The 18,890-nt window shown below is 73.3% G+C and carries 20 protein-coding genes, 1 tRNA gene and 1 riboswitch; of the genes, 10 read left to right on the plus strand and 11 right to left on the minus strand.

Going from position 1 to position 18,890, the window contains the following annotated elements:
- Positions 1–330 (minus strand): hypothetical protein (locus tag ABH937_RS35260; protein ID WP_280693998.1); only part of this gene is annotated, 330 nt, incomplete at its 3' end.
- Positions 331–585: 255 nt separating this feature from the next.
- On the opposite strand from ABH937_RS35260, the gene ABH937_RS35265 reads away from it, so the two are divergent.
- Entirely contained in the window at positions 586–1,428 is an 843-nt protein-coding gene (locus ABH937_RS35265; RefSeq protein ID WP_280693999.1) for a TIGR02452 family protein, read from the plus strand.
- On the opposite strand, the gene ABH937_RS35270 is transcribed toward ABH937_RS35265, so the two are convergent.
- Both ABH937_RS35270 and ABH937_RS35275 read right to left on the minus strand, forming a co-directional pair.
- Positions 1,415–2,263, minus strand: coding sequence for a DUF3592 domain-containing protein (locus ABH937_RS35270; RefSeq protein ID WP_280694000.1), 849 nt, complete (start codon positions 2,261–2,263; stop codon positions 1,415–1,417). The genes ABH937_RS35265 and ABH937_RS35270 overlap by 14 nt on opposite strands.
- Before the next feature lie 188 nt (positions 2,264–2,451).
- Positions 2,452–2,763 carry a hypothetical protein gene (locus ABH937_RS35275; protein WP_280694001.1) on the minus strand — a complete coding sequence of 104 codons (312 nt, stop codon included), beginning with the start codon at positions 2,761–2,763 and terminating at the stop codon, positions 2,452–2,454.
- Positions 2,764–2,930: 167 nt separating this feature from the next.
- Here ABH937_RS35275 and ABH937_RS35280 point away from each other — a divergent pair, with 167 nt between their 5' ends.
- Together ABH937_RS35280 and ABH937_RS35285 are read left to right on the plus strand one after the other, a co-directional pair.
- Positions 2,931–3,590 carry a DNA polymerase beta superfamily protein gene (locus ABH937_RS35280; protein WP_280694002.1) on the plus strand — a complete coding sequence of 220 codons (660 nt, stop codon included), beginning with the start codon at positions 2,931–2,933 and terminating at the stop codon, positions 3,588–3,590.
- Between the two features lie 89 nt (positions 3,591–3,679).
- Positions 3,680–3,755, plus strand: a tRNA-Lys gene (locus tag ABH937_RS35285).
- 163 nt (positions 3,756–3,918) lie between these two features.
- On the opposite strand, the gene ABH937_RS35290 is transcribed toward ABH937_RS35285, so the two are convergent.
- Together ABH937_RS35290 and ABH937_RS35295 are read right to left on the minus strand one after the other, a co-directional pair.
- On the minus strand, positions 3,919–5,067 hold the full coding sequence (locus ABH937_RS35290; protein WP_280694052.1) for a hypothetical protein: 1,149 nt from the start codon (positions 5,065–5,067) through the stop codon (positions 3,919–3,921).
- Between the two features lie 206 nt (positions 5,068–5,273).
- Positions 5,274–6,335 (minus strand): enoyl-CoA hydratase/isomerase family protein, encoded by a 1,062-nt coding sequence (locus ABH937_RS35295; protein ID WP_280694053.1) that lies wholly within the window; start codon positions 6,333–6,335, stop codon positions 5,274–5,276.
- Between the two features lie 400 nt (positions 6,336–6,735).
- On the opposite strand from ABH937_RS35295, the gene ABH937_RS35300 reads away from it, so the two are divergent.
- From ABH937_RS35300 to ABH937_RS35330, 7 genes are all read left to right on the plus strand, one after another.
- Positions 6,736–7,896 carry a hypothetical protein gene (locus ABH937_RS35300; protein WP_280694054.1) on the plus strand — a complete coding sequence of 387 codons (1,161 nt, stop codon included), beginning with the start codon at positions 6,736–6,738 and terminating at the stop codon, positions 7,894–7,896.
- 123 nt (positions 7,897–8,019) lie between these two features.
- Positions 8,020–8,769, plus strand: coding sequence for a beta-phosphoglucomutase family hydrolase (locus ABH937_RS35305; protein ID WP_280694055.1), 750 nt, complete (start codon positions 8,020–8,022; stop codon positions 8,767–8,769).
- Complete coding sequence (locus ABH937_RS35310; RefSeq protein ID WP_280694056.1) at positions 8,766–11,171, plus strand: glycoside hydrolase family 65 protein; 2,406 nt, start codon at positions 8,766–8,768, stop codon at positions 11,169–11,171. Before ABH937_RS35305 ends, ABH937_RS35310 begins: the two co-directional genes overlap by 4 nt.
- A gap of 95 nt (positions 11,172–11,266) precedes the next feature.
- Positions 11,267–13,006: a pyruvate dehydrogenase gene (locus ABH937_RS35315; RefSeq protein WP_280694057.1), complete on the plus strand. Its 1,740-nt coding sequence runs from the start codon at positions 11,267–11,269 to the stop codon at positions 13,004–13,006.
- Between the two features lie 71 nt (positions 13,007–13,077).
- Positions 13,078–13,707 carry an XRE family transcriptional regulator gene (locus ABH937_RS35320; RefSeq protein ID WP_280694058.1) on the plus strand — a complete coding sequence of 210 codons (630 nt, stop codon included), beginning with the start codon at positions 13,078–13,080 and terminating at the stop codon, positions 13,705–13,707.
- A 26-nt stretch (positions 13,708–13,733) separates the two neighbouring features.
- Positions 13,734–13,895 carry a DUF6126 family protein gene (locus ABH937_RS35325; protein WP_184943636.1) on the plus strand — a complete coding sequence of 54 codons (162 nt, stop codon included), beginning with the start codon at positions 13,734–13,736 and terminating at the stop codon, positions 13,893–13,895.
- Between the two features lie 63 nt (positions 13,896–13,958).
- Positions 13,959–14,435: a carboxymuconolactone decarboxylase family protein gene (locus ABH937_RS35330; RefSeq protein ID WP_280694059.1), complete on the plus strand. Its 477-nt coding sequence runs from the start codon at positions 13,959–13,961 to the stop codon at positions 14,433–14,435.
- Positions 14,436–14,473: 38 nt separating this feature from the next.
- Here the strand turns inward: ABH937_RS35330 and ABH937_RS35335 are convergent, their stop codons facing one another.
- The 6 genes from ABH937_RS35335 to ABH937_RS35360 all read right to left on the minus strand — a co-directional run bounded on the left by ABH937_RS35335 (position 14,474) and on the right by ABH937_RS35360 (position 18,497).
- Positions 14,474–15,187, minus strand: a complete 714-nt coding sequence (locus ABH937_RS35335; protein WP_370220635.1) for a response regulator — start codon at positions 15,185–15,187, stop codon at positions 14,474–14,476.
- Positions 15,188–15,240: 53 nt separating this feature from the next.
- Complete coding sequence (locus ABH937_RS35340) at positions 15,241–16,104, minus strand: sensor histidine kinase (RefSeq protein ID WP_280694060.1); 864 nt, start codon at positions 16,102–16,104, stop codon at positions 15,241–15,243.
- A gap of 78 nt (positions 16,105–16,182) precedes the next feature.
- Positions 16,183–16,416 carry a hypothetical protein gene (locus ABH937_RS35345; protein ID WP_280694061.1) on the minus strand — a complete coding sequence of 78 codons (234 nt, stop codon included), beginning with the start codon at positions 16,414–16,416 and terminating at the stop codon, positions 16,183–16,185.
- 260 nt (positions 16,417–16,676) lie between these two features.
- Complete coding sequence (locus ABH937_RS35350; RefSeq protein ID WP_280694062.1) at positions 16,677–17,252, minus strand: TetR-like C-terminal domain-containing protein; 576 nt, start codon at positions 17,250–17,252, stop codon at positions 16,677–16,679.
- Positions 17,252–18,076, minus strand: a complete 825-nt coding sequence (locus ABH937_RS35355) for an alpha/beta fold hydrolase (protein WP_370220627.1) — start codon at positions 18,074–18,076, stop codon at positions 17,252–17,254. Before ABH937_RS35355 ends, ABH937_RS35350 begins: the two co-directional genes overlap by 1 nt.
- Before the next feature lie 130 nt (positions 18,077–18,206).
- Positions 18,207–18,497 carry a YiaA/YiaB family inner membrane protein gene (locus ABH937_RS35360; RefSeq protein ID WP_280694064.1) on the minus strand — a complete coding sequence of 97 codons (291 nt, stop codon included), beginning with the start codon at positions 18,495–18,497 and terminating at the stop codon, positions 18,207–18,209.
- Between the two features lie 209 nt (positions 18,498–18,706).
- Positions 18,707–18,880, plus strand: a riboswitch (cyclic di-AMP (ydaO/yuaA leader).
- The last annotated feature ends 10 nt before the right edge of the window (positions 18,881–18,890 follow it).

Here is an 18,890-nt window from a genome sequence, read left to right on the forward strand (position 1 = left end):
GGTCGTGACCGTGATGACCGTGGTGGTCGTTCGTTCGGTGGGGACCGTCCGGCGCGTTCGTTCGGTGACCGGGACAACCGTGGCGGCTTCGGCGGTGGCGGTCGTGACCGTGATGACCGTGGTGGTCGTTCGTTCGGTGGGGACCGTCCGGCGCGTTCGTTCGGTGACCGGGACAACCGTGGTGACCGTGGCGGTTTCAGCGGTGGCGGTCGTGACCGTGATGACCGTGGTGGTCGTTCGTTCGGCGGGGAGCGTCCGGCCCGTCCGTTCGGTGACCGCGACAACCGTGGCGCCGGCACCAGCCGTCCGTTCGCCCGTCGTGACGACCACCGCTCGGGCGGCCGTCCGCAGGGTGGCTCCTCCTTCGGTGGCGACCGGGACAACCGCGGTGACCGTGGCGGTTTCAGCGGCGGTGGTCGTGACCGTGACAACCGTGGCGGCAGCAGCTTCAACGGCGGCGACCGCAAGCCGCGTTGGAAGAGCTGACGCAGCCTGATCGCTCGGCGGGCCCGCTCCACTTCGGTGGGGCGGGCCCGCCGCTTTTTCGGTGGCGTGATGGGCCGCTCGTCCCTACCGTGTGCGGGGATGAGCAACAGACTGAGCCAACTGGCCAAGGAGAACGAAGAGATCGCGGAGCGCGGTGCCTACCTGGGGCCGCACGGTGCGATGGTGGCGATCGGGCCGGCGCTGGCGGTGGCCCGGGCCGGCACCGTCTCGTACCCGCCCGAAGGGCCCGGCGAGCCGCCGGCCGGTGCCGGTGCGTTGTCGACAGGCGCTGGTGCGCCGGTGATCGAGGTCACCGCCGAGGGCAGCCTGGAGGCTGCCGCCCGGCTGGCCCGGGAGAGCGGTGCGGAGCCGGCCGGACGGGTCGGCGTGCTCAACTTCGCCTCCGCGCGCAACCCCGGCGGCGGTTACCTGCGCGGGGCCCGGGCGCAGGAGGAGGACCTGTGCCGGACGGCGCTGCTCTACCAGTGCCTGCTGGCGGCGCCCGACTACTACGCGGCGCACCGGGACTCGACCGACCTGCGGTACAGCCACCGGGTGATCTTCTCGCCCGACGTGCCGGTGATCCGCGATGAGCGCGGCCAATTCCTCGCGCACCCCTATCCCGTCTCCTTCCTGACCTCGGCCGCGCCCAACGCCGGCCAGCTCGCGCTGCGCGGCCAGGGCGGCGACCTGCGGGAGCTGCTGGCGCAGCGGGCCGCCCGGGTGCTGGCGGTGGCGGCGCGGCACGGGGTGCGGCAACTGGTGCTGGGCGCCTGGGGGTGCGGGGTGTTCCGCAACGATCCGGCGCAGGTCGCGGACGGCTTCGCGGTGGCGCTGGCCTCGTACGGCGCGGCCTTCGAGCGGGTGGTCTTCGCGGTCTGGGACCGCTCGCGGGTCTCGGCCAACCGGGCGGCCTTCGAGGCCCGCTTCAGCGACCGCTGAGGTTGCTGCCCACCGTCACCAGCACCCCGCTGCAGACGAGGGCCGTGAGCAGGCCGACGCCGAGGATGCTCACCGCCCGCCCCTGGTCGGCGAAGGTCTGCCGCACCGAGGCGTCGAGCCCGAAGACCAGCGGGTTCTCCGGCAGATGACGGATCGGCAGCAGCGCGCCGTCCAGCGGGTACGGCTCGCGGCTGTGGGTGTGCAGGTCGACCCCGGTCACCTGCTCGCCGTCGGCCGCGGTGAAGCTGAGCACCGGATGGCAGCGCAGCGCGCTGTCGCCGCCGCCGTCCACCACCAGGGTGCCGACGATCCGGCCGTGGCCGACAACTCCCTTCGCACGCAGCAGGGTCGACCGCTGGGAGCGGCCGGCCCGCCGGGTCAGCACGGTGGCCGTGGCCAGCGCCAGGGCGGAGGCGGCGAGCACCGCGCTGGTCGCGATCGCGTCCGGATCGGTCCAGCGGGTCAGCACCAGCGCGACCGAGCCCAGCGTCATCACCAGCAGGCTGGTCAGCGCCACGTCGAACACGCAGGTCTGCGGCCCGATCTGGAACCGGTCCGGCGCGTGCGGCAGATACCGCACCGCGATCGGCTGGCCCGGCCAACCGGCCAGCGGCACCCGCCCGCTCGACGGTGACCCGATCACCTCGCGCTCCGAGGCGGGATCGGTGAACCGCACCACCGGCAGCAGCGAGGCCGCCCCGCGCCGCACCTGGACCAGCATCTCGGTGACCGTGCCCTGGACCTCGGTACCGCGCCGGGCGAATCTGGTCAGCCCCAACGCGATCGCCGGCACGCCCAGCACGACCAGCGCCAGGCCGGTCCACCAACAGCCCATCAGAACCTCGTGCCCGCCCCGGCCCATCGCCGCCCCCTGTCCACCGACGCCCAGCCCCGACGCCCGACCCCGGCCACCCGCCCCCTGTCGCGACTACGCGTGACGCCGCGTGGGCCGCGTAGCTCGCTGGGTAGCCACTCTGATCCTGCCCCGTTCCCGCCCCGCTGTCACCAAGGCCTCTCGCCCCGTCATCGCCCGCCGGCCGCACCCCGCTCCGCGACCGCCGACGCCACGGCCACCACCCCGGTCACCGCGAACACCGCCGGCCAGGCCCCGATCCGCTTCGCCAGCGGATGGGATCCGCCGAACGCGCCCACGTACAGCCCCGCCAGGGCCGCCGCGCCCCCCGTCCCCACCGTCCGCCGCCACCGGTACGCCGCCCCCGCCCCGGCCAGCGCGAGCACCGCCCCACCGAGCCGGCGGTTGCCCGTCCAGCGGGCGGTGCCGTAGCCGCCGATGAGGCCGGCGGTGGCGATCAGGGAGGTGGTGGGGTTCGCCATGGTGCTCGTCTCCTGGGGTCGGTTTCAGGCGGTCGGGTTCGGGTGGTCGGGTTCATCCGCTCTCCGTCCGACCCTACGACCCGACCCTACGATCCGGCTCGGAAACCAGGTGCGCCGTTCCGTGGTCCGGCGGGAGACTGCCGGGCAGTGGAGAGAGGGGCGACGTGATGCGGGTGTTGCTGTCCGGAGTGGTGGGGTCGACGGCGTACGGGCTGGCGCGGCCCTGCTCGGACGTGGACCGGCTCGGGGTGTTCGCCGTGGCCACGGCGGAGTTGCACGGGTTGCGGCGGCCGGTGGAGTCGGTGGTGAGTACGGCGCCGGACCAGACCTGGCACGAGGCCGCGAAGTGGTGCCGGCTGGCGCTGGTGTGCAATCCGACGGCGTCCGAACTCGTCTGGCTGCCGGAGGAGTTGTACGAGGAGCGGACGCCGCTGGGGGAGGAGCTGATCGGGCTGCGGCGACGGTTCCTCAGCGCGCGGGCGGTGCGGTCGGCGTATCTCGGGTACGCGGCACAGCAGTTGCGCAAGCTGCGGACCAGGGAGGCGGGACCGCGGGCCGCCAAGCACGCGCGGCACCTGGTGCGGCTGGTGGAGCAGGCGGTGGAACTGCACGAGACCGGCGAGCTGCGGGTCCGGCTCGCCGCCCCGGAGCGGGTGCGCGAGTTGGGCGAGCGGATCGCCGAGCACCCCGAGATCGCCGAGCCGCTGCTGGCCGAGGCCGAGCGCCGCCTCGACCGCCCCGGCGTGCTGCCCGAGGCCCCGGACGAGGCGCCGGTGGAGGACTGGCTGCGCCGGGTCCGGCTGGCGAACCTCGACGCGGCCGGCTGAGCGGGGCGGGACGCGCGGGCTGGTAATGCGCTGGCCGAGCCGTGGGGATCACCCGGTAGGATCGTCACGGCAGGCTTGCAGTCGGCCGCGGGGCGCTAGCTCAATCGGCAGAGCTGCGGACTTTTAATCCGTAGGTTCAGGGTTCGAGCCCCTGGCGCCCCACCAGACAGACAAGTGCCCCACCTGCGGCGATGGTCGCAGGTGGGGCACTTCTGCGTCTCCGGCCGTGCTGTCAAAGGTCGCCGGCTGTGGCGCGCAACGCCGGCGGGCGCCGCTGCGAGGGCGTGTGCTCCCGGTGCGGCGCCCGCCAACTCGCGGCGTGCGGGGGTTACTTCTTCCCGTGGTGGGCCGCCGGGATGAAGACCAGGCCCTTGGGGTTGGCGAGGGTGACGCCGACCGAGAGGTGGGTCACGACGCCCGTGCGCTGGTCGACCACGGCGAGGGCCGGGTCGTTGGGGAGGTCGCCGGACTTGGGGGCGGGCTGGGAGGCGAAGAGGGTGCCGTGCGGCAGGTGGGTCAGCTCGGCCCGGTAGATCGCGCCGGTGCCCTGGTCGGCCACGTAGAGGTCGCCCGAGGTGGAGCCGGGCTGGATGATGTCGTCGAGCTGCGGGGTGGCCGCGCCGCCGCTGGGGGTGACGGCGTTGGTGAGGTTCAGCTGGCGGACCGTCGGCTTCTTGGCGTCCAGGTCGCTGACGTAGACCAGCTTGCTGTCGGCCTGGGCGTCCTGGATCAGCGTGCCGCCGTCCTTGCCGGGGACCCAGCGGTTGGAGTCGGGGTCGGTCAGGCCGAGCGGGGCCGTGGCGGGCGCGCCGGCGGCCGGGTTGATCACGGCGGCGGTGTCGTTGACGCCGAAGACCGGGGTCAGCTTCGCGGTCGAGCCGCTGAGCTTGACGGTGTAGACGGCGGCCGTGTTGTTCGCGCCCGGCTGCGAGACGTCCGGGTTGGAGTGCGCGACGTAGATGGTCCCGTTGGAGCTGATCGAGATGGCGTCGGTGCCGCCGTTGGTGCCGTCCGAGCCGGTCTCGGCCGGGCTCGGGCTGTAGCTGAACTGCTTGACGGCCTCGGCCCCGTCCTCGGACGGGGTGATCGTGTAGAAGCCCGAGTTGAGGTCCTCGTTGACCGTGACGAGCACCCGGTGGTGCCGGCCGTCGGCGGTGAGCCCGTCGACCTTGCCGGGCAGCACGTAGCTGTACTTGATCTTGCCGGTCTCGAGGTCGAAGCCCACGACGTTGCTCTTGACGCCGGCCGGGGAGCCGTCGGACTGGGCGCCGTTCTGGTACGCGACGAAGAGCACGTCACCGAGGCGGGTGATGTCATCGGGGTTCGTGTAGCCGGCCGGTGCGGCCGCGAAGAGCTTCAGGTGCACCGAGGGAAGCGCTGCGGTGCTGGCGGAGGCGGCGGGCACGGCCACGGCCGACAGAGCGGTGGCGGCGGCCACGAGGCCGAGACCGATTCGCGCGATCTTGCGCATGCGCATGGGGAGACTCCTGAGGATGTCCAGGGCACCCCCGTCCGGAGCGCCCGCCGTCACCCTCGGTGAGCACTCCTGCTACGTGCAAGATCGAAGTCCCTTTCGGAGCCACTGTTCACCCTCGCGCCGCCACCACGTCTCCGACCACGAAGCGAACTCCCAGGAACGGCCACTCCGCCACCGGCCACCCCGCCACCGGCGGCCCGCGCCGCTCAGGCCAGCCCGAGTTCCTCGTCCGTCCCGAGCGGCGCGAAGTGCCGCGCCACCTCGGCCGGCGTCACCTCGGCCAGGGTGGCCGGGGACCAGTGCGGGTCGCGGTCCTTGTCGATCACCTGGGCCCGGATGCCCTCGACGAAGTCCGGCGAGCTCAGCCCGGCCAGTGAGACCCGGTACTCCTGGTCGAGCGCGGCCGCCAGCGAGGGCAGTTCGCGGGCCCGGCGGAGCGCGGCCAGGGTCACCGTGAGCGCGGTCGGCGACTTGGCGCCGATCAGCTCGGCGGCCTCCTTGGCCTCGGGCACCGAGACGGCGAGCAGTCGCGCCACGATCTGTTCCACCGAGTCGGCGGCGTAGCACTCGTCGATCCACTCCCGCTGCTCGGCCAGCGGCGCCGGCCCGGCGTCGGTGGCGAACCGCCGTACCGCCTCGGCCGGTTCGAGCACCGCCAGGGCCTCGGTGAACTCCGCGAGCCGTTCGGTGCGCACGAAGTGGTCGGCGAAGCCGCAGTACAGCGCGTCGGCGGCGGTCAGTTGCCCGGCGGTCAGCGCCAGATGGGTGCCCAACTCGCCGGGGGCGCGCGCGAGCAGCCAGCTGCCGCCGACGTCCGGCACGAAGCCGATCGTGGTCTCCGGCATGCCGACGGCCGAGCGCTCGGTGACCACGCGCACCGAGCCGTGCGCCGATATCCCGACCCCGCCGCCCAGCACCAGGCCGTCCATCACGGCCACGTACGGCTTCGGGTAGCGGGCGACGAGGTGGTTGAGCCGGTACTCGGCGCGGAAGAAGGCCCGGGCGGCCGCGCCGCCGAGCTTGGCGTCGTCGTGGAAGAAGCGGATGTCCCCGCCCGCGCACAGGCCGCGCTCGCCGGCGCCGGTGATCACCACGGCGGCCACCGCCGGGTCGTCGGCCCAGCTGGTGAGCTGCTCGTGCAGCGCGCTGACCATGGCGTGGTTGAGCGCGTTGATCGCGCGGGGGCGGTTGAGGGTGAGCCGGCCGATCCGGCCGTCCGTCCGGGCCAGCACCAGCGGCTCGGCGGGTGCGACGGCTTGCGTGGTCATCGGGGGTGAGCTCCTTGCGGGTTCGGGCCGGCTGCTGCCCACCGTACGCGCCGGGCGGGGTGGCCCGGCCACCGGACCTGCGGTGCGGCCGCCGCTGCGCACAGCGGTGCGCCACACGCATTCGGGGGGCTACCTCGAAAGAGGTATCCGGGAGTGCCGCCGCGCGGGAATCGGGCGAACGCGCGGCCGCGTTGATGACGAACGAATGATTCGTCAGCTGCCCTGCGGCCCTTCGTCGGTGACCGAGCGCGGCAGGTCAGGGCGGGCGCTGCCGGAATGGCACGGGTGCCGCCGAGCGATATCCCGGGCGATGTCCCGAGCAGCCGGGAACTGATCGAGAAACTGACCGGGAACTGACCGGGAAACTGATCGAAAAAAGATCGAGAAGGGGGTCGGCATCGTGACCAGCGGTATCGGTGAATCGGCGACGGAATCGCTCTGGCCCGCACCCGCCCGGGCGACTGCGACGGAACTGCAGGCGGTGCCGGACGGCGGCCGCCTCCCGCTGGCCGCGGTGCGCCCCGGGGACTCCCCACGCTTCACACCGCTGGACGAGGCGCACGCCGCCCGCCTCGCGGCGCTGGACGTCGAACTGCCGCCGATCCTGGTGCACCGCCCCACCATGCGGGTGGTCGACGGGGCGCACCGGCTGCACGCCGCCGCCCTGCGCGGCGAGCTGACGATCGCCGTCGAGTACGTCGACGGGCCGGCGGAGGCCGCCTTCATCCGCGCGGTGGCGGCCAACCTGACCGGCGGCCTGCCGCTCTCGGCCGCCGAGCGCAAGGCGGCGGCCGAACGGATCGTCAGGAGCCGGCCCGAGCGCTCGGACCGCTCGATCGCGCAGCACGTCGGGCTCTCCGCGAAGACGGTCGGACAGATCCGCCGCCGCTCCGCCGGGGCGCAGTCCGGCGCCCGGGTCGGCCGGGACGGGCGGCTGCGCCCGGTCAATCCGGACGAGGGGCGGCGCCGGGTGCTCAAGGTGATCAGCGAGCGCCCGGGGGCCTCGCTGCGGGAGATCGCCCAGGCGGCCGGCGTCTCGCTGGGGACGGCACACGGGGTGCGCAGCCGGGTGGACCGGGGCGACCCGGCGCTGCCCGCGCGCGCCGAGGCGCCGGCTGGGCCGCCCGCGCCCGCCCGCACTGCCGCCCCGGCGCGGATGCCGGCCCGGATCCCGGCCCCGGTGCCCGCCGCCGTCCGCCCGCAGCCGCGCCCCGCCACGGCGCCCACGCCCCCGGCGCAGCCGGAGCCGATCCGCCGGCTCGCCCAGCGCCGCCTGCCGGGCGGCTACCCGGTCCCCGCCGTCGCCCCCGCCGGCACAGCCACGGCCTTCGCCCGCCTCGCCGTGCTGCGCCGCGACCCCTCGCTGCGCTTCACCGACCACGGCCGGGCCCTGCTGCTCTGGCTGCAGCGCCGGCTGTTCGCGGTCAGCGCGGCCGAGCGCGAACTCCAGGACATCCCGCCGCACCTGCTCCCGGTGGTGGCCGACCTGGCTCTGGAATGCGCCGAGGGCTGGCGCGAGTTGGCCGACCAGCTGCGCGGCCGAGCCCGCCAGATCGGCTGAACAGCAGCCGGGCGAAGCCCGAGCCGAGCGAGATCCGGACAACCCCGACCCGCCGATTGAACGCTGTACGACGCGCCGCCCGAATTCGACCCGCAGTCGAGCGTTCTGGTCCAGACTGCAACCATGCTGGGGCTACCCGACCACATCCGTGCCTACCTCTTCGACCTCGACGGCGTGCTGACGCAGACCGCCAAAGTGCACGCCGCCGCCTGGAAGGCGATGTTCGACGACTTCCTGCGCGAGGAAGCCCGCCGCACCGGCGACGAGTTCGTGCCGTTCGACCCGGTCGAGGACTACGACCGCTATGTGGACGGCCGACCGCGCCTGGACGGCACCAGGACCTTCCTGGAATCGCGCTCGATCGAGCTGCCGGAAGGCGGCGAAGCCGACCCGCCCGGCACCCGCAGCCTGTACGGTCTCAGCACCACCAAGAACGATCTGGTGCTGCGCCTGATCCGGGAGCAGGGCGTCCAGCCGTACGCGGGCTCGGTGGAGTACCTGCACCGGCTGCGGGTGCTCGGCCTGCCCAGGGCGGTGGTCTCCTCCTCCGCCAACTGCCGTGACGTGCTCAAGGCAGCGGGCATCGACGGCCTCTTCGACGTCGTGATCGACGGCCAGACGGCCAAGCGCGAGGGCCTGCCCGGCAAGCCGGCTCCCGACACCTACCTGGCCGCCGCCACGGCCCTGGGCGTGGAACCCAAGGACGCGGCGGTCTTCGAGGACGCGCTCGCCGGAGTGGCCTCCGGTCGGGCGGGGGGCTTCGGGGCGGTGGTCGGGGTCAACCGGACCGGCCAGCGCGCGGCCCTGCTGGCGAACGGCGCGGATCTCGTGGTGGACGACCTGTCCGAACTGATCGAGGGGGCGGCGCAGTGACCGCACAGGAGGGCTTCGCGGTCGATCCGTGGAGCGTCACCGAACACCGACTTGACCTGGCGGGCCTGGCCCGCACGGAATCCGTCTTCGCGCTCTCCAACGGCCACATCGGCCTGCGCGGCAACCTGGACGAGGGCGAGCCGCACGGCCTGCCCGGCACCTATCTCAACGGTGTCTTCGAGCTGCGCCCGCTGCCCTACCCGGAGGGCGGCTACGGCTATCCGGAGTCCGGACAGAGCGTCATCAACGTCACCAACGGCAAGCTGATCCGGCTGCTGGTCGACGACGAGCCGTTCGACCTGCGGTACGGCGAACTGCGCGGCCACCGCCGCTCGCTGGACTTCCGCGAGGGCGTGCTGCGGCGCGAGGCCGAGTGGACCTCGCCGGCGGGGCGGACCGTCAAGATCCATTCGGCCCGGCTGGTCTCGCTCACCCAGCGGGCGATCGCCGCGGTGCAGTACGAGGTCGAGGCGGTCGACGGTCCGGTCCGGATCGTGGTCCAGTCCGAGCTGGTCGCCAACGAGCAACTGCCGCTGGGCGGTGAGGGCGACCCGCGGGCCGCGGCCGTGCTGGAGGCGCCGCTGGTCACCGAGGCGCACCACGCGCACGGCACCAAGGCCACCTTGGTGCACCGCACCCGGTACAGCGGGCTGCGGATCGCGGCCGGCATGGACCACGTGATCGAGGGGCCCGACGGCATCAGCGTCACCTCGGAGGACCAGCACGACCAGGCCCGGGTCAGCGCCACCACCGTGCTGCAGCCCGGCGAGCGGCTGCGGGTCACCAAGTTCATCGGCTACGGCTGGTCGGCCACCCGCTCGCTGCCGGCCGTGCGCGACCAGGTGGAGGCGGCGATCACCGCCGCCCGCTACTCCGGCTGGGACGGCCTGGTGGCCGAGCAGAAGGAGTTCCTGGGCGACTTCTGGGACTCCAGCGACATCGAGATCGACGGTGACGTCGAACTCCAGCAGGCGGTCCGGTTCGCGCTCTTCCACGTGCTGCAGGCCTCCGCGCGCAGCGAGGAACGGGCCATCCCGGCCAAGGGGTTGACCGGTCCCGGGTACGACGGGCACAGCTTCTGGGACACCGAGACCTTCGTGCTCCCGGTGCTCACCTACAGCGTGCCGGGCGCGGTCGCCCAGGCGCTGCGCTGGCGGCACAGCACGCTGCCGCTGGCCCGCGAGCGGGCCGGCCAACTGGGCCTGGCCGGCGCGGTGTTCCCGTGGCGGACGATCCGCGGCGAGGAGTGCTCGGGCTACTGGCCGGCCGGCACCGCGGCCTTCCACATAGGAGCGGACATCGCGGTCGCCGTGGTCCGTTACGTCCGGGCCACCGGGGACCTCGACTTCGAGCGCGGCTACGGCCTGGAGCTGCTGGTCGAGACCGCTCGGATGTGGCGCTCGCTCGGCCACCACGACGCGCAGGGGCGGTTCCGGATCGAGGGCGTCACCGGACCCGACGAGTACAGCGCGGTCGCCGACAACAACGTCTTCACCAACCTGATGGCGCAGAGCAACCTGAAGGCGGCCGCCGAGGCGGTGGGCCGCCACCAGTTGGAGGCCGCCGCGCTCGGGGTGGACACCGAGGAGACCGCCGCCTGGCGCGACGCGGCCAAGGCGATGTACATCCCGTACGACGAGAAGCTCGGCGTCCACCCGCAGGCGGACGGCTTCACCGACCACCAGGTCTGGGACTTCGAGAACACCCCGCAGGAGAAGTACCCGCTGCTGCTGCACTTCCCGTACTTCGACCTGTACCGCAAGCAGGTGGTCAAGCAGGCCGACCTGGTGCTCGCGATGCAGATAAGGGGCGATGCCTTCACGCCCGAGCAGAAGGCCCGCAACTTCACCTACTACGAGCGCCTGACGGTGCGCGACTCCTCGCTCTCGGCCTGCACCCAGGCCGTGATGGCGGCCGAGGTGGGCCAGCTCGACCTGGCCTACGACTACACCGCCGAGGCCGCCCTGATGGACCTGCACGACCTGGGCGGCAACACCCGCGACGGACTGCACATGGCCTCGCTGGCCGGTGCCTGCATCGCGCTGGTGGCGGGTTTCGGCGGGATGCGCGACCACGGCGAGTCGCTCGCCTTCCGCCCCAGGCTGCCCGCGGGCCTGTCCCGGCTGGGCTTCTCGATGCGGGTGCGCCACCACCTGCTGAAGGTGGAGATCACCCACGAGGAGACCACCTACACCCTGCGCGAGGGCGACAAGCTGCGGGTGGCGCACGACGGCGAGGAGCTCTGGGTGGAGGTCGGCGCTCCGCTGCGGCGCCCGACCCTCAACCCGCCGGCCGGCGAGCGCCCGACCCAGCCGCCCGGGCGCGAGCCGGCCCGCCGGGCACCGCAGGCCGGCCCGATCATCGCCTCGGCGCTGGCGGGGGAGCACCTGGCCGCGGAGTAGCGGGCGCGGTTCAAGTAGCCAGATGGCGCGGCCGGGCTGACACTTGATCAGCCCGGCGGCGCGCGCCGCCCGGGATCACCGGAGAGGGGCAGCGCGTGGTGGCGAGCAGTGTGGCCGAGCAGATGGTCGAGGTGCTCCGGCAGGCCGGGGTGGAGCGGGTCTACGGGGTGGTGGGCGACAGCCTGAATCCGGTGGTGGACGCGATCCGCCGGGCCGAGGGGATCTCCTGGGTGCACGTGCGCAACGAGGAGGCGGGCGCCTTCGCGGCTGCCGCCGAGGCCGAGCTGACCGGGCGGCTCGCGGTCTGCGCCGGCTCCTGCGGCCCCGGCAACACCCACCTGATCCAGGGCCTCTACGACGCCCAGCGCAGCGGGCTGCCGGTGCTCGCGCTCGCCTCGCACATCCCGTCCGCGCAGATCGGCACCGGTTTCTTCCAGGAGACCCACCCCGAGCGGGTCTTCGCGGACTGCAGCGGCTTCTGCGAGATGGTCTCCACCCCGGCCCAACTGCCCCGGCTGATGCGGGTCGCGGTCCAGCACGCGCTGGGTGCGCGGGGTGTCTCGGTGCTGGTCTTCCCCGGCGACGTGGCCGCGCTGCCGGCCGCCCACCCCACCGGGAGCGGCGGCTTCCTCACCGAGCGCGGCGTGCTCACCCCGCCGCCCGGCCAGGTCGCCGAGCTGGCCCGGCTGTTGAACGAGGCCGGGACGGTCGCCGTCTTCGCCGGCGCCGGGGTGCGTGGCGCGCACGCCGAGGTGATGGAGCTGGCCGGCACGCTGCTCGCGCCGGTCGGGCACTCGCTGCGCGGCAAGGAGTGGATCCAGTACGACAATCCGTACGACGTCGGGATGAGCGGCCTGCTCGGCTACGGTGCCTGCCACGAGGCGCTGCACGAGGCGGACCTGGTGCTGCTGCTCGGCACCGACTTCCCCTACGACTCCTTCCTGCCACGGGCCCGCACCGTGCAGATCGACCACGACGCCACCAGGCTCGGCCGCCGCACCCCGCTGGAGCTCGCGGTGCACGGGGACGTGCGGGCCACCCTGCGGGCGCTGCGGCCCGAGCTCAAGCCCAAGACCGACCGGCGCTTCCTGGACGGGCTGCTGGCCAAGCACCTCAAGTCGCTGGAGTCGGTGGTCGGCGCCTACACCAGGGACATCGCCAAGCACCTGCCGATCCACCCCGAGTACGTGGCCGCGGTGCTGGACGAGGTGGCGGCCGAGGACGCCGTCTTCACCGTGGACACCGGCATGAACAACGTCTGGGCGGCCCGCTACCTGACCCCGAACGGGCGGCGCCGGGTGATCGGCTCCTTCCTGCACGGCTCGATGGCCAACGCGCTGCCGCACGCGATCGGCGCCCAACTCGCCGAGCCCGGACGGCAGGTGGTGTCGATGTCCGGCGACGGCGGGCTCGGGATGCTGCTGGGCGAGCTGCTGACGGTGGCCAAGTACCAGCTGCCGGTGAAGACGGTGGTCTTCAACAACGGCGCGCTCGGCATGATCAAGCTGGAGATGCTGGTCAGCGGCTACCCCGAGGCGGAGATCGACAACGGCGAGGTGGACTACGCGGCGATCGCCACGGCGGCCGGCGTGCCCGGGTGGCGGGTCACCGACCCGGGCCGGGTGCGCGAGGTGCTGGCCGAGGCGCTGGCGCACCCGGGGCCCGCGCTGGTGGACGTGGTGACCGACCCCAACGCGCTCTCCATCCCGCCGCACATCACGGCCGCCCAGCTCAAGGGCTTCGCGCTGGCGGCGGGCCGCACGGTGCTGTCGGGCGGGGTCGGGCGGATGATCGACCTGGCCCGTAGCAACCTGCGCAACATCCCGCGGCCGTGACCTCGGCGGGGGCTTTTTGCCTCTGAGGCACATTTCTTGCCTCGCAGGCACGGCGGGTGTGGACTGGTCCCATGACCAGTGAGAGTCGCGAGACCCGCGACACCGGCGAACCTGACGAGGGCGAAGTGCCCGGACTCGGCGCCCGGCTGCGCGAGCACCGGCTGGCCGCTCGCCTGACTCTGGAGGCCGCGGCCGCCCGGGCCGGGCTCTCACCAGCGTACCTGTCGCGCCTGGAGACCGGCCGCCGGCAGCCCTCGCTGCCGGTGCTGCTCTCGCTCGCCCGGCTCTACGGCGCCACGGTGGCCGGCCTGCTCGGTGAGCAGGCCGGCGCGCCCGACCCCGTGGTGCGCGGCGGCGAGATCGTCCCGGGCACCACCGGCGGCTGGGCCTACCGGCGGGCCGGGGTGGCGGGCCTGGCCATGCAGGCGTTGCGGGTGCGGATCCCGCCGGGCCTGCAGGACGCCGTGGTGCGGGTGCACGCCGGCGAGGAGTGGCTGCACGTCACGCGGGGCCGGCTGCGGCTGACCCTGGGACAGACCGGCTACCTGCTGGAGCCCGGCGACAGCGCCCAGTTCGACTCGCTCACCCCGCACCGGTTCGCCGCCGAGGGGGCCGAGGCCGTCGAACTGCTCTTCGTGCACACCCTGTTGCAGAGCCCGGCCGGCGACCTCTGCCTGCCGGTGCCGACCCGTACTCCCTGACCCCCCGAGGAGAAGGAGCTCGACCGATGGCCGTTCAGCACCCCCGACCGCACTACGCCCCCACCACCGACGGCGGCAAGCGCACCGACCACCGGGTGGCGATCCGGGTGGGCATCTACCTGGCCGCCGCCCACGGCTTCGCCGGCTTCCTGTACCTGCTCTTCTGGCTCGGCGCCCACCGCGGGTGACGGGTATCCAGGGCACCACGTTGGGGCGCCCCGCAGCGCCCCGCGGTGCCTAGGCTGGTTCCCATGACGACCACGACCGAACAGCCGACCGTGCCGGCCCCCGAGCAGCGCCTGTCCCTCGCCGCAGTGGCCGAGGACGTCTACCAGGCCATGATCCGCACCACCCGGGCCGCCGAGGCGGGCTTCGACCCGGTGCTGGCCGAACTGCTGAAGATCCGCGCCTCGATGATCAACGGCTGTGCCTTCTGCATCGACATGCACGTGACCGATGCTCGCAAGGCGGGCGAGGCCGAGCACCGGATCCACGCGCTGTCGGCCTGGCGCGAGACCCCCTACTACACCGCTCGCGAACGGGCCGCGCTGGCGCTGGCCGAGTCGATCACCCTGCTGACCGAGGGCCACGTGCCGGACCCGGTCTACCAGGAGGCGGCCGCCAAGTTCGACGAGAACGAGCTGGCCCGGCTGATCTCCATCGTCGCCACCATCAACGCCTGGAACCGGCTGGCGGTCGCCACCCGGATGAGCCCGGCCCCGAAGTAGCCCGGCCCGAAGTACCTTTCCTGGCCTGGCCGTTGTGGCTACTCGTCCGCGTCGCCCGGGGCGATCAGGCCGGTCTCGTAGGCGAGCACCACGGCCTGGGCCCGGTCGCGCAGCGCCAGCTTGGCGAAGATCCGGGCCACGTGGGTCTTCACGGTGGCTTCGCTGAGCGTGAGTTCGCGGGCGAGCTCGGCGTTGGAGCGGCCCCGGCCGAGCAGCGTGAGCACCTCCAGCTCACGGGGCGTCAGTGGGGTGAGGTCGCGGTGCACCGAGGGTGCCGCCCCGGGTGCCGTGCCCGGGGGCGGCTCGGCCCGGCTCGCGGCGGTGGCGAAGCGCTCGACCAGGCGCCGGGTGATCGAGGGAGCCAGCAGCGCGTCGCCGGTGCTGACCAGTTTGACGGCCGCCACCAGGTGGTCCGAGGTGACGTCCTTGAGCAGGAAGCCGCTGGCCCCGAGCGACAGCGCGGCGTACACGTACTGGTCCAGGTCGAAGGTGGTCAGCATGATCACCCGGCAGCGCGGATCCTCGGCCAGCACCTGCCGGGCGGCCGTCAGCCCGTCCATGGTGGGCATCCGGATGTCCATCAGGACCACGTCGGGCCGCAGCTGGCGGGCCGCCGCCACCGCCTCGACGCCGTCGGCGGCCTCGCCGACCACCTCGATCCCGCGCGCGGCCAGGATCAGCCGGAAGCCGGTGCGGACCAGGGACTGGTCGTCGGCGATCAGCACCCGCGGCACCGGCTCGTCCGGCCCCACGTCCGTCCTCGCGGCCACGCTCGCTCCCTCTCCCACGACGCCCTCTCCCGCGCTCACGAAAGCTCCTCCGGCCGGTCCAGCGGGATCCGCGCCCGGACCCGGTAGCCGCCGCCCAGCCGCCGCCGGGCGTCCAGGTCCCCGCCGTACACGGCCACCCGCTCGCGCAGCCCGAGCAGGCCGCGCCCGGCGCCGTCCCCGCCGCGGGCCCGGCGCACCGTGCCGGCGGTCCCGGAGAGCACGCTCGGCCCGCTGTTCAGCACCTCCACCCGCAGCGAGTGGTCGGCGTACCGCACCGTCACCTCGGCCCGCTCCGCGTCGCCGTGCTTGAGCGCGTTGGTCAGCGCCTCCTGCACGATCCGATACGCCGTCACATCGACGCCGGCGGGCAGCGTCCGGGGTTCCCCGGAGATCCGCACCTCGACCGGCAGCCCGGCGAAGGCGATCCGGTCGACCAGCGCGCCCAGCCGGCTCAGGCCCGGCTGCGGGGCGAGGCCGGCCGGTCCGGGGCCAGGATCGTCGCTGCCGTCCGCCGCCGGGGCCAGCAGGCCCAGCAGGTGCCGCAGTTCGGTCATCGCGTCGCGCCCGGCGCCTTCGACGGCGCGCAGCGCGGTCGCCGCCTCCTCGGGCAGCACGGTCAGCACCTCGCGGGCCGCGCCGGCCTGGACCACCATCACGCTCACGTTGTGGCTGACGATGTCGTGCAGCTCGCCGGCGATCCTGGACCGCTCGGCGTCCACGGCGCTGCGGGCCGCGCTCTCCCGCTCCCGTTCGAGCAGCCAGCCCCGCTCCCCGATGGCCGCCCGATGCCGTCGCCGGGCCCGCAGCAGCGCCACCCCGAGCACCGCGGCGACCGTGCCGGCCAGCGCGGCGACGGTGGCGAGGCCGATGGTCAGCCAGCCGTTCCCCGTAGTCCCCACGGGAGTACCTTCGCAGGTCGGCGGCGCGCCGCGCATCATCCGCCGGAGGCAGCGGCTACATCCCGGGGATGACGGCCGTCACTGGCCGTCCGACTCCCCGTACCCGGGCTGCGGGCGGGCCGGCACGGTGGCCATCGAGCGCAGGCCGCGGATGATCGCCAGGCTCCGGCGCACGGCGGGCCAGCCGGTCAGCTCCTCGGGACCGGCGGCGCGGTGCCCGGTGCCGGGCGGGGTGTCGGTGGCGCGCTGGGCCGGGATCGTGGCGGGAGCGGCCTGGCAGGCCGCGTGCTGCGCGCTGGTCGACTGCGTCATGGGCCCTCGTCCTTCGCCGGTCGGTTCGCGGGTGCGCTCGGGGTGCGGCGTGGTGCGCCGTCCGCTGTTGCTACCCGGACGGGGGCCAGTCTGACCCTGGTTCGGCGACGAATCGGTCTCGATCGTCACCCGAATCCGTACCGGATGGGACCTTAGTCCCTTTTTCTGAGTCTTAGCTGATCGGCTGCCTGTCTGACCGGTCTGCCTGATCGGTCTGCCTGATCGGCTCGTCCGACCGGCTCGTCCGATCGGCCGGCCGGTCAGACCGGCCTGGGCCACTCCCGCAGGCCGCTGGTCAGCAGCGCGATCAGTCGCTCCTGAGTCACCGTCAGGTCCTCGCTCAGCTGGAAGGCCCCGCCGATCACCAGCGAGGCGAAGCCGTGCAGGACCGCCCGGACGGTGCGGGCCGCGTGCACCGCCTCGCTGTCCGCGATCCCGTAGCCCTGGAGCACCTTGAAGACCGCGCCGATCAGCGCACCGGAGGCGCCGGTCTGCTGCTCGTCACTCGTGGCCGGGCTCTGCGGCAGGGCGGCATAGCGGTTCGGGTACTCGGTCGCGTAGCCGTGGTAGGCGCGCAGCAGGGCGGCGATCGCGGCGTCCCCGGTCAGGCCGGTGATGGCGGCGTCCAGGGTGGCCGCCAGATCGGTGGTGACCCGGATCCCGACCAGCCGGCGCAGCCCGCCCAGGCCACCGGGCACGTGCTTGTAGAGCGAGGGGGCGGCCACCTTGGCGCGCAGCGCGACCGCGGCGAGGGTCAGCGCCTCGGGTCCGTCGGTGTCGATCAGCGCGAGCGCGTGGTCGACCACGAGGTCGGGGGTCAGTCCGGCGCGGGGCATCAGGCCACCTCGGCCAGGAAGGGGAGCAGGGCGTCGGCGGTGGCCTGCGGGGAGTCCGACATCGGGTAGTGCCCGGCGCCGTCGATGATCACCTTGCGGGCGTTCAGCGCGGTGGCCTGACGGTCCGCCACCCGCAGCGGGTTCAGGAAGTCGGGATCCTTGCTGCCCATCACCACCAGCGCGGGGGAGTGGAAGCCCACGGTCCAGCCGGTCGGCGCGGAGTCGCCCAGGGCGTAGCCACGGGTGGCCTGCCGGCGGCCGGGAGTGCGCAGGTCGGCGACCAGAGCGGCGACGTGCTCCGCGTGGTCGGCGGGCTTCCTGGTGGGCATCGCCACCTTGTTCAGGTAGTAGCCCCAGAACCTGGGGAAGGCGATCAGCGCCGCGCCGAACACGCGGACCAGGCCGCGCATCAGCACGTTCGCGGGCGGCTGCTCGATGAAGGCGTCCAGCAGGACGATACCGGCCACCTTCTCGGGGACCAGGGTGGCCACCTTCACCACGCTGGCGCCGGTGTAGGAGTGGCCGACCACGACGGCCTTCGCGATGCCCAGGTGGTCGAGCAGCGCGACCGCGTCCTCGGCGATGGCGGCGGGGGTGTAGTCGTCCCAGGCGATCGAGGACTCGCCGAAGCCCCGCAGGTCCATGGTGATCACCCGGTGCCCGGCCGCGGCGAGCAGCGGGTGCAGGTGCCGGTACTCGCGACGGCTGTCGAGCATGCCGGGCAGCAGCAGCACCGGGGTGCCGTCGCCGGCGGTGTCGTCGAAGGCGATGGTGCCGCCGGGGAGCTGCAGGTACTGGGTCCGCGGGGTGCTGGTGGCGTTCACGGCGAGCCTCCTGGCCTTCCGAGAGGTGGTGCCGGCTGCCTGCCGACACCTACAAAGCTATGGCTAATAGCCTTAGCCGTCAAGGCCCTCTCAGTCGTTCAGCCGTTCAGCCGTTCTCGCGGCGGGTTCGTCAGGCCCCCTCGACCCGGAACGGGTCGTGTTCGGCGAGCAGCTTCTCCAGCCGTGCCTGGTCGACCCGGGTGACGATCTCGCCGGCCTCCTGCCGGTCGCGGACCACTTTGGCGAGGGTGAAGGCGGAGGTGGTCGTGTAGAGCAGGCCGAGTGCGAGGAAGGCCCGTACCCAGGGGCTCACCGGCAGATAGGCGATGCCGATCGCGAGCCCGCCGAGAGCGAGCGCGAAGGAGATGATCGCCTGGAGGTAATAAGCGGACGTGGTTCGTGGCTGCACCGAGGAAGTCATGCCTGAAGGATGGCCAACTCCCGTGCCCGGCACCTGAGTACGACTACTCAGTTCGCGGCCCGAGTGCGGGGTCGGGGGTGTACGTCATGACGCGACCATGACGTTAAATGAGTCTGACAATCGACTCTGAACGGGCTTGGAATCGCGGGCTCCTGGGATTAACGTTTGATAACGCAGCGCGGTCGGCAACGCCGTACCCGAAACGGCACCGTGCGCCGTCGCCTAATCCACGACCTGGCCCCCGGGCCGGGCCGGGAGCCGGGGAACCATGTTCCTTGGGGTGAATCGGCTCGACCCAGGCTGGACCAGCCCAGGCCGAACCGTAGGAGACCTTCCTGCTCCGAACCCGTCAGCTAACCCGGTAGGCGAGAGGGAAGGAAAGGAGCGCGCCCC

This window comes from Kitasatospora sp. GAS1066B, from assembly GCF_041262605.1.
Lineage (GTDB): Bacteria > Actinomycetota > Actinomycetes > Streptomycetales > Streptomycetaceae > Kitasatospora.

Coding starts and splice junctions, on each gene's coding strand:
- ABH937_RS35265 (WP_280693999.1), top strand. CDS start 586: ATGAGCAACAGACTGAGCCAACTGGCCAAGGAGAACGAAGAGATCGCG.
- ABH937_RS35270 (WP_280694000.1), bottom strand. CDS start 2,263: ATGGGCTGTTGGTGGACCGGCCTGGCGCTGGTCGTGCTGGGCGTGCCG.
- ABH937_RS35275 (WP_280694001.1), bottom strand. CDS start 2,763: ATGGCGAACCCCACCACCTCCCTGATCGCCACCGCCGGCCTCATCGGC.
- ABH937_RS35280 (WP_280694002.1), top strand. CDS start 2,931: ATGCGGGTGTTGCTGTCCGGAGTGGTGGGGTCGACGGCGTACGGGCTG.
- ABH937_RS35290 (WP_280694052.1), bottom strand. CDS start 5,067: ATGCGCATGCGCAAGATCGCGCGAATCGGTCTCGGCCTCGTGGCCGCC.
- ABH937_RS35295 (WP_280694053.1), bottom strand. CDS start 6,335: ATGACCACGCAAGCCGTCGCACCCGCCGAGCCGCTGGTGCTGGCCCGG.
- ABH937_RS35305 (WP_280694055.1), top strand. CDS start 8,020: ATGCTGGGGCTACCCGACCACATCCGTGCCTACCTCTTCGACCTCGAC.
- ABH937_RS35320 (WP_280694058.1), top strand. CDS start 13,078: ATGACCAGTGAGAGTCGCGAGACCCGCGACACCGGCGAACCTGACGAG.
- ABH937_RS35325 (WP_184943636.1), top strand. CDS start 13,734: ATGGCCGTTCAGCACCCCCGACCGCACTACGCCCCCACCACCGACGGC.
- ABH937_RS35330 (WP_280694059.1), top strand. CDS start 13,959: ATGACGACCACGACCGAACAGCCGACCGTGCCGGCCCCCGAGCAGCGC.
- ABH937_RS35345 (WP_280694061.1), bottom strand. CDS start 16,416: ATGACGCAGTCGACCAGCGCGCAGCACGCGGCCTGCCAGGCCGCTCCC.
- ABH937_RS35350 (WP_280694062.1), bottom strand. CDS start 17,252: ATGCCCCGCGCCGGACTGACCCCCGACCTCGTGGTCGACCACGCGCTC.
- ABH937_RS35360 (WP_280694064.1), bottom strand. CDS start 18,497: ATGACTTCCTCGGTGCAGCCACGAACCACGTCCGCTTATTACCTCCAG.